Origin of the sequence: Bilophila sp. 4_1_30 (assembly GCF_000224655.1) — a bacterium.
GTDB lineage: Bacteria > Desulfobacterota > Desulfovibrionia > Desulfovibrionales > Desulfovibrionaceae > Bilophila > Bilophila wadsworthia.
On record NZ_JH114233.1, the window covers coordinates 831,723 to 833,800 of the forward strand.

2 protein-coding genes are annotated in these 2,078 nt (G+C 66.7%); both read right to left on the bottom strand.

Annotated elements, in window-relative coordinates:
* Positions 1 to 1,485: MFS transporter (locus tag HMPREF0178_RS22110; RefSeq protein WP_009380693.1), on the bottom strand; the 1,485-nt coding region annotated here is incomplete at its 3' end.
* 24 nt (positions 1,486 to 1,509) lie between these two features.
* Positions 1,510 to 2,078, bottom strand: a 569-nt coding sequence (locus HMPREF0178_RS15500) for an HlyD family secretion protein (RefSeq protein WP_009380694.1), incomplete at its 5' end; no start/stop codon positions are given.

Below are 2,078 nucleotides of genomic sequence, written 5' to 3' on the forward strand. Positions count from 1 at the left end.
CTTTTTGATGGATGAGGACACGATGAGGAGCGCGTCGTGCCGGGACTGGGAGGGCGAGAGCCCCTGCCCGGCGAACAGCGCCGACCAGCGCGAGATGGAAGCCGAAGCCGCCGAGGAGCCCTGCGTCACCTGCGCGGCGATGAGGGCGAAATACCACTTGTTGAGGAGCACGCTCAGGGTGGTGATCGACCCCATGCACACGCACATGCTGAAGAAACGCACGCTGTTGATGGCCGGGAGCGTCTGCGGCTGCTTCTCCGGCGGGACGTTGCGCAGCAGGAAGGGCGTGGCCGAGGCGCTGCCCATCGCATAGCCGAAGCTCCGCAGGGCCAGCGGCACCGCCATGTGCCACCAGTCCGCGTTGGCGTCGAGCCGCGAGAGCAGGAGCCCGGCCCCGGCGATGCAGGCGATCCCGGTCAGGAGGAAGGGCTTGGGGTTGCCGTGCGTGGCGACCATGATGCCCGTCGGGACGACCGTCAGCACGAACACGCACAGCGGCAGCAGGAACATGAGCCCGATCTCCGACGGCGGGTAGCCGAGCACGTTGCGCATGAACAGGATCATCTGGATGCGCATCCCCACATGGCTGATCACGAGCAGGAGCGCCGCCATGACCGCCAGCCCCACGCCCTTGATGCGCAGGTTGCGCAGGTGCAGGAGCGGGGCCTCGGCGCTGAGGCAGGAGACGAGGAACAGGAACAGCGCGGAGACGGCGCAGAAGATCATGATCAGGATGAACGAGGAATTCCAGCCGAAGGTCTGCCCGTAGCACACGACGATGAGCGTCGGCACGGCGAAGGCGACGAGGAAGGCGAACGAGCACCAGTCGAACGGCGGCATCCCGGCGGGGCGGCTGTCCGGCAGCAGGAAGAAAAGGATCACAAGGCACGGCAGCGCCACCACGGGCGAGAGCAGGAACAGGGAGTGCCACGTCAGGAACTCCACGAGGAACCCGCCGAGCAGCGGGCTCAGGTTGGACCCGAACCCGATGAAGAAGCTCCAGATCGCCATCATGAGCCTGCGCGATTCCGGGGGCACGACCACAAACAGGATGCGCGCGGAAAGGCTCAGGAACAGCCCTCCCCCGAACCCCGCCAGCGCGTACCACAGGGTCATCTCGGTGAGCGAGCCGGAAGAGGCCGCCCCCACCCCGGCCACGGACACCACGCAGAGCGCGAGGAAGAGCGCCCCGCGCAGGCCGAGCCCGGCATGGATGTGGTTTACCAGCGGCTGCACCAGCCCCATGATCAGGAGGTTGCCGAGCGCCAGCCGCCCGAGGTCGATGAGATCCGCGTTGAAGTCGCCGGAAAGCGCCAGATAGGCCGAGCTGAGCATGGCCATGTTGGAAATCGGCAGCATCCCGCCGATGAAGGCCACAAGGATCAGGATGCCCTGCCGGGCGCTCCGGTGCGGGACCGAGCCGATTTCCGGCGCGGCGAAGAAACGGGCGAGGGCGTCCCCCGCCGCAATCAGGGAAACAGGCATGGCATCACCTTCCGGGCCGCCGCGTTAGAGCTGGATTTCAATGGTTCCCTGCATCCCGATGCGGAACACCACCTCGGGCTCGCCGGGGTCCGTTTCCGGGCTGTCGAGGCGCGGCAGGGAAATTTTCACCGGGACGCGCTGCATGATCTTGGTGAAGTAGCCCGCGACGTTTTCGGTGGAAATCAGGGAAAACACGGAGCACGCCGCCGGGTTGATCTCATAGATGCGCCCGGAGAAGGTGCGGCCCGGATAGCCGTCGATGGTGAAGGCCACGTCCTGCCCCACGCGGATCTGCCCGATGCGGGTTTCCTCGATGCGGGCGTTGAGCCAGATGTCGTCGGTATTGACGAGCGTGAACAGCTTCTGCCCCGCCGCCACCAGTTCCCCGGCGCTCACGAGCTTCTGGGCCACGACGCCGTTGACCGGGGAAGGGATCACGCTGTCCTGGCACAGCACGTTGATCTCGTCGAGTTCGGCCTGCGCCTGCATGACCTGCGCTTCGGCGGCCCGGATGACTTCCGGGCGCGAGCCTTCCTTCTTGAGGGCAAGCTCCTCCTGCGCGGCGGCGACGTTGGCCTGCGCCGCACGGTAGG